Annotated in this window: 10 protein-coding genes; 3 read left to right on the forward strand and 7 right to left on the reverse strand. The window is 56.4% G+C overall.

Going from position 1 to position 6,315, the window contains the following annotated elements; genetic code table 11:
- Positions 1 to 1,392, reverse strand: a complete 1,392-nt coding sequence (locus ADN01_RS15285) for a coproporphyrinogen III oxidase family protein (RefSeq protein WP_082389743.1) — start codon at positions 1,390 to 1,392, stop codon at positions 1 to 3.
- Here ADN01_RS15285 and ADN01_RS19715 point away from each other — a divergent pair.
- Positions 1,391 to 1,567: a hypothetical protein gene (locus tag ADN01_RS19715; protein WP_160318447.1), complete on the forward strand. Its 177-nt coding sequence runs from the start codon at positions 1,391 to 1,393 to the stop codon at positions 1,565 to 1,567. The genes ADN01_RS15285 and ADN01_RS19715 overlap by 2 nt on opposite strands.
- Here ADN01_RS19715 and ADN01_RS15290 read toward each other — a convergent pair.
- Both ADN01_RS15290 and ADN01_RS15295 read right to left on the reverse strand, forming a co-directional pair.
- Positions 1,549 to 2,340 (reverse strand): TrmH family RNA methyltransferase, encoded by a 792-nt coding sequence (locus ADN01_RS15290; protein WP_062418801.1) that lies wholly within the window; start codon positions 2,338 to 2,340, stop codon positions 1,549 to 1,551. The genes ADN01_RS19715 and ADN01_RS15290 overlap by 19 nt on opposite strands.
- Entirely contained in the window at positions 2,337 to 2,912 is a 576-nt protein-coding gene (locus ADN01_RS15295; protein WP_062418800.1) for a macro domain-containing protein, read from the reverse strand. Before ADN01_RS15295 ends, ADN01_RS15290 begins: the two co-directional genes overlap by 4 nt.
- A 225-nt stretch (positions 2,913 to 3,137) precedes the next feature.
- On the opposite strand from ADN01_RS15295, the gene ADN01_RS15305 reads away from it, so the two are divergent.
- Complete coding sequence (locus ADN01_RS15305; protein ID WP_062418798.1) at positions 3,138 to 3,575, forward strand: GNAT family N-acetyltransferase; 438 nt, start codon at positions 3,138 to 3,140, stop codon at positions 3,573 to 3,575.
- A gap of 89 nt (positions 3,576 to 3,664) precedes the next feature.
- Here the strand turns inward: ADN01_RS15305 and ADN01_RS15310 are convergent, their stop codons facing one another.
- The 4 genes from ADN01_RS15310 to infC all read right to left on the reverse strand — a co-directional run bounded on the left by ADN01_RS15310 (position 3,665) and on the right by infC (position 6,039).
- Entirely contained in the window at positions 3,665 to 4,537 is an 873-nt protein-coding gene (locus ADN01_RS15310) for a TerC family protein (RefSeq protein ID WP_062418797.1), read from the reverse strand.
- A 192-nt stretch (positions 4,538 to 4,729) separates the two neighbouring features.
- On the reverse strand, positions 4,730 to 5,080 hold the full coding sequence (gene rplT, locus ADN01_RS15315; protein WP_062418796.1) for a 50S ribosomal protein L20: 351 nt from the start codon (positions 5,078 to 5,080) through the stop codon (positions 4,730 to 4,732).
- A gap of 111 nt (positions 5,081 to 5,191) precedes the next feature.
- On the reverse strand, positions 5,192 to 5,419 hold the full coding sequence (locus tag ADN01_RS15320) for a large ribosomal subunit protein bL35 (protein WP_062418795.1): 228 nt from the start codon (positions 5,417 to 5,419) through the stop codon (positions 5,192 to 5,194).
- 77 nt (positions 5,420 to 5,496) lie between these two features.
- A complete protein-coding gene (gene infC, locus ADN01_RS15325) occupies positions 5,497 to 6,039 on the reverse strand; it encodes a translation initiation factor IF-3 (protein WP_236691028.1) in 543 nt (180 codons plus the stop codon).
- 183 nt (positions 6,040 to 6,222) lie between these two features.
- Between infC and ADN01_RS20365 the strand changes: the two genes are divergently transcribed.
- Positions 6,223 to 6,315: IS1 family transposase (locus ADN01_RS20365; RefSeq protein ID WP_407936231.1), on the forward strand; the 93-nt coding region annotated here is incomplete at its 3' end.

Genomic DNA, 6,315 nt, shown 5'->3' on the forward strand with positions numbered 1-6,315 from the left:
TCAGGGTACGATGACGCGGTTGTCCACCTGACACATGAGCTGTTCGCTGGGATGCAGGGCGCGGCGGGCCTGGTCGCGGATGCGGTTGACCCCGGCAAAAAATTCGCGCATCATCACCACCAGCAAATAGCGCTGCTGATGCGTGAGGCGCAGGAAGTCGGGGCCATCTGTGCGCAGGCCGCCCAGTAAACTCATGAAGAACATTTCTTTGAAGAGACCCAATTCCACCGGAAGGCCGAAATCCTGGTGGAATTTCTTTTTATTCAGCATGAGATCAAACAATTCCATCATAAAGCGGTACTGCATGCGCTCGGTTTTGGCGAAGGTGCGCGTGGCGGTGATGGGGAAGCGGCTTTCGCGCAGGGCTTTTTCATATTCGTTCAGCGAAAAGGTGTTGACGTAGAGGGTGCCGTTGAGGTAGCTGAACGAACCGGAGCCGGTGCCGACGTATTCATCGTACTTGACGATGTATTCGTCAATCATGGCGATGCCCTTGCGCGAATAGGTCCAGGCTGACATGGGCACAAAGGCGCGGCTGAGCTCCTGGCTGAGAATGTGGTAGTAATCGGCCTCGCGCTGGTAATCCACCGTACCCAAGACCTGCATGGAGCGTTCCACGGAGGGGGAGCTCATCAGCGGGTAAAAGGTGGCCTGTTCGGCGCCCGAATCCACGACAAACTGCACATCGCGGCGCAGGCTTGCTTCCGTTTGGGTGGGGAAATTGAAGATCATGTCCACGTTGAGGGCAGGGAGACGCCCGGCAACAGACTGGATGCGCTCCAGGATTTGCTGACCAGAGCCGAATTTTTGATAGCGGTTCATCTGCTGGAGCAGGTCGTCATCAAAACTCTGCACGCCCACGGAGAGGCGATCCACGCGGCCAGCAAGAATGGAAATGATTTCGTCAGTAAGGTGATTGGGATTGGTCTCGCAGGAGACTTCCTGGATGCCGAACAGCGATTTCGACAGATCAATCGTGGCCGCCAGCTCTTCGGGAAGGATGGTGGGGGTGCCGCCGCCCACATAAAGGGATTCAAAGCGGTAGCCCAGGTCAGCTACGCGGCGCATTTCTTCGCGCAGACGCTGGAAATATTTGCGGGCGCGGTCCTCTTGATAGAGAAAGCGGTTGAAGGAGCAGTACGGGCAGAGACTTTCGCAAAAAGGGACATGCGCATAGAGAACGTACTTTTGCCCAGGGGTGGGTGGGGGTAACTGGATGTCGGGGGAGGCGGGCTGAAGATTGAGCTGGCTTTTCAGCTTAAAGCGCAGGTAGCCCGCCAACACGCTGGCTGCGGTTTGCTGAATGCGCCTGTGAAATTTTGAGGTGGGGGGGAGAGGAAAAAGAGATTCCGCTCGGCGAGGTTCTGCAAGAGGGCTGGAGGGTTCTGTCATGGAGGTTCCCATCGGTCGTTTGATTGTATCCTTTACTACCTGTAATGTTCCGATAAAAACCCTGGCAGCCAGAGGCCAGCCAGGATTGAATTCACATCAATATTATACTATTTATCCGATGCGCGCGCAGCGAAAAAGTGACAGTTTGCAAAATTATCAGGCGGCGGCGCGCTGACGAGCTACTTCAAAGAGCAGGATTCCCGCGGCTACGGCGGCATTGAGTGATTCAACCCCGCCGGGCATGGGGATGGACAGGTAGCCGGTGGCGAGGGCGGCGGATTGGGGGCCGGGGCCTTCGGCTTCGCTGCCGATGACCAGGGCCAACGGCGGGCGCAGGTTCACCTGCCAGTAAGGCTGCCCCAGGTTGGCATCCGCCAGGAAAACGGAAAGGCTGTGCTGATGGATCCAGGCAGCGATTTCATCCCAGGCAGCAGCCCACATAGGCAAACGGAAATGGGCGCCCATCGCTGAACGCACCACCTTGGGGGAGAAGGCATCCGCACAGCCCGGCGAGAGGAGCAGCGCCTGTGCCCCAGCGGCGGCGGAAGTGCGCAGCAGGGTGCCCAGGTTGCCAGGGTCGCGCAAATTATCGGCGATGACTACGAAATTGGGCTGGGAGGGCAGTTGGGACGCGGGCAAGGGTAAAACCGCTAGCAGCCCCTGGGGGGATTCCGTTCCGGCCACTGAGGCAAACAAGGCAGGGGCCAGCGGCAGGCACTCTACACCGGCCTTCTGGAAGGTGTGCACCAACTGTTGGGCGCGCGGGGCCAGATCGGGGGTGTAGAGGAGCAGTTGGGGGTGCAGGTGGGCTGCGGCGGCCTCTTCTAGCAGGCGCACGCCTTCCACCACGTAGGCCGATTGCTCTTCGCGTTCGGAACGGCGCCCCAACAGGGCGCGCACCCGCTGAATCTTGGGGTTGTGAATGGACGTGATGGGCGGCAGGCTCATGCGGGCAGGGGTGGGTAAAGGGTGTGGAAGGTATGCAGGAAGACGTTGAGGGTGGGGATATCTAGAATGGTGATGCGGATTTCGCGCAGCGTGCTTTGGGGGTGGACGGCCAGCCAATGGGGCAGGGCGGTGAGGAAGATGTTGGCGGCGCGTTCCTTGGGAAAGCCGAAAATACCGGTAGAGATGGGCGGTACGGCAATAGAGGGCAGATTTTGGGCGTCGGCTACATCGAGGGCGGCATACAGGGCAGTGATGAGCTTGGCGTCTTCATCCCCTGAACCCCAAACCGGCCCAACGGCGTGGATGATGCAGGTGCAGGGCAGACGGCCGGGGCCGGTGAGGGCGGGGCGGTCGTGGGCGGCCAGGCCGTGCTGTTTGATCCAGGCATGGCTCTCCTTTTGGATTTGCTCGCCGCCTTTGCGCACAATGGCCCCCGCGACACCTCCACCGTGGGCGAGGTGCTGGTTGGCCGCGTTGACAATGGCCCCCACGTGCTCTTCGGTCAGGTCGCCGTGCACGATTTCGAGGGCAGAATCACCGGGAAGGGGCAAACAGGCATGAACCACGTTCATGATGGACCTCCTGATCCAGCAAGACCCGCATTGCAAGATACTCTTATTGTACTTGAAGATGGGGCGGGGGAAAAGAAAACGGGACTGCCGGAACATCTTACCGGTCGTTTTGGACAGCCAACGGTTTATCTGTTGGTTTGATACGCCATTTCCAAAAAAATGCGATATGATAGTCTCAAGCAATTCTATTACGCGGCTAACCCGCGACTGTCAGGAGAGAACACTATGATCGTCATCCGCACCCCCAGCACCAAAGAAGAATTTAAAGCGTATTATGCCCTCCGCTACAAGATTTTACGCGAGCCGCTTGGTCAGCCGCACGGCAGTGAAAAAGACGATTATGAGCCCATCAGTATCCACTTTGCTGCGGTAGATGATCAGAAGGACGAAATCATAGGCGCGGTTAAACTGTTTGAAAAGGAACCCGGTGTGGGTCAGTATTCGCATATCGCTGTGGCGGAAGCCTACCAACATAAGGGGGTAGGGCGCATGTTGATTCAGGCGGTGGAGCAGAAAGCGCGTGAATTGGGCTATAAAAAACTGGGCACGTTGACACGGCTTACCTCAACCGGGTTTTACGAACGCTGCGGCTACCGTGCAGTAGGCATTACAGGTGTGCTGTTTGGCAAACTGCAGATGATGTGGATGGAAAAAGACCTCTAAATGGATGGGAAATAAAAGGTGGGGCGACGCACAGGCGGCCCCACCTTTTTTGATGTTCTGTAGATTGTGATTGGTTGAAAAGTCCCTGCTCAGGACACGGAAGCATGTTCGGAACGGGTGAACAGGCGCATGATCAGATTTTTCAACAAACCCAATAGGGCAAAAACCGGAACCAGAGCCCAGTTGATCACCTCATTGATCTTGGAGAATCCTTGCGCCACCCAAACCAGAACTGGGCGAAAAACGTGGAGGAATTTGAAATTGGCGTAGGCCAGCGCGAGCAAAATCGTACCAATAGAGATCCCAAAGCGCAGCCAATCATTAATCACCACACCGCCAAGTTCCTCTGCCAGAAGTTCGACGCCGATATTGAACACCAGCAGGTAGGCGGCTTCACGCAGCACAGGTTCACGTTCCACGGCGTAACTGAACAGGCCAGCAGCAAAGCGCATGAAGAGAATGCCAATACCAACCCCCAGAAGAACCACCCACAGTTTATCGGAAAGGGAGACAGCTGCCACCACGTTATCCAGGCTAAACACAAGGTCGGCAATTTCAACCGTCAACACAACTCCCCAGAAGGAAGTGGCTTTCACGGTGCGTACTTCGGCGTCGGAATCGCTTTCTTCGGCCATGCCCAAATTTTCAAAGGCCAAGCGGATCAGATAGGCGGCGCCGATGATCTTTAACCAGGGATTATGAATGATCAAGCTGGCTAGCAGCAGCATTAGTCCGCGTCCCACATAGGCACCCATCAGACCGACTCGCAGCGCTGCGGTACGCTGATTTCCCAAAATTCCATGCAGACGGTCGCCGACTTTTTGCAAGGGGCGGGGCCATTCCACCGGGCGGTCATCGGGCAAGTGAATCACCATTGCGCCAAGTACCGCGGCGTTATCCAGCGAGAGCAAACCCTCGAGAATGATCAGTTGAAGGATGATAATCGGAATGGTCCAGTCCATTGAGCACCTGTGATAATGCGAAGTGAGAAGCAAGCAGCAATTAAAACATAAAAAGCGAACAAATCCAGTGTCACTTGACCGGATTTGATTAGATTTATGACATGAAAAAGGCCGACCCAAAGGCCGGCCCAATTCTTATATTTTTTTACCGGTTTCGTAAACCGTCTTGAAGGGAATTTCCGCAAACTTCAATCAGGCAGACAGTGCTTTTTTGACGACCGCGGTGAAGGCCTGGGGGTCGCGCACAGCGATATCAGCCAGGACTTTGCGATTGAGCATGATGTTGGCAGACTTGAGGCCGTTGATGAGGCGGCTGTAGGTCGTGCCGTTCAGGCGAGCAGCGGCATTGATGCGCGCAATCCAGAGTTTGCGCAGATCGCGCTTGCGCACGCGGCGGTCGCGGTAAGCATACCAAAGGCTTTTGAGCATGGCCTCATTCGCACGCCGGAAAAGGCGGTGGCGGCTGCCAAAATAGCCCTGGTTCATTTTCAAGATTTTCTTATGACGGCGGTAGCCGGAAGGGCCACCCTTTACACGAGCCATGAATTACTCCTTTACGAACCCCTGGGCGCCGGTGTGAGTCACACCTGTTGCGAACACCCAACGGCCGCACAAAAAAATGGTTGAGAACGGCCTGCGGTGAGCCTCGGCAGATCAGTCGAGGTTCGGGACGAGGCGCTTGACGCGTTTGATGATCTTGGTCCCTTCGACGGGGATCATCTCGGTGAAGAGGGCTTTGGTGCGCTCCGAGGTGCGGCGGCGGAGATGGCTCTTGCCGCCTTTGGTGCGCACGAGGACCCCAGACCCGGTGAGGCGGAACCGTTTGGAGGTTGCTTTATGGGTCTTCAGTTTGGTCTTACCTGCTTTAAGCTTGCGTGGCACTGCGAAACTCCTTGTAAAAAAATAATCCGACTGCGGGCGCGCAGCCCAACAGAAGCGGCTACGAGAGGGAGTAGAGACTACTCGGTGGGCGCTTTTTCTAACGTTTCGGGTTCGCCGCCTTCGGCAGCGGTGCTCTTTTTCTTGCTGGCGCGCGAGGGGGCCAGTACCATCGACATATTGCGGCCTTCCAGATTGGGGGCCTGTTCGATGGTGCTCACATCGGCCAGTTCCTCGGCGACTTCGCGCAGATCTTCCAGCGCCAGCTCAGGGTAGGTGATTTCACGGCCGCGGAAGCGGACGGTGACACGCACCTTCATGCCCTCGAGGAGCCAGCGGCGGGCATCGCGCGTTTTAAAAGAGCGGTGGTGCTCATTGGTCTTGGGCCGCAGACGAATTTCTTTGATCTCAATCTTGGTCTGGGCCTTGCGGGCTTCGCGTTCCTTTTTGGTGCGCTCGTAAAGGAACTTGCCGAAATCCATGACGCGGCAGACCGGGGGACTGGCGTTTGGGGCCACTTCGACCAGGTCTAGCTCGGCTTCGCGGGCGATGCGCAGGGCTTCTTTGATATTGACGACGCCGATGTTTTCGCCGTTGGGGCCGATCATGCGAACTTCTGGCACCCGAATGGTTTCGTTAACCCGAAAATTCGTAGTTGTAATAGCGCTCTCCTTCTCTAATCGAACAACCGATTTAAGCCCGTTTTTCGAACGGACCTTAACAGAGGAAAATATACCACAAATGGGGGTAAACCGTCAACGGTTCACCGTGAGGGGAGTGGCTAGAAACTGGGCTAAAATAAAGACATGATCAGATGCCCCCAATGTCAGCGAACAGAACGCCAAAACCGAGCTGGAAAAACAGACAGCGGCAGCCAGCGCTATCGCTGCATGTTCTGC

This window comes from Levilinea saccharolytica (genome assembly GCF_001306035.1).
GTDB classification, from domain to species: domain Bacteria; phylum Chloroflexota; class Anaerolineae; order Anaerolineales; family Anaerolineaceae; genus Levilinea; species Levilinea saccharolytica.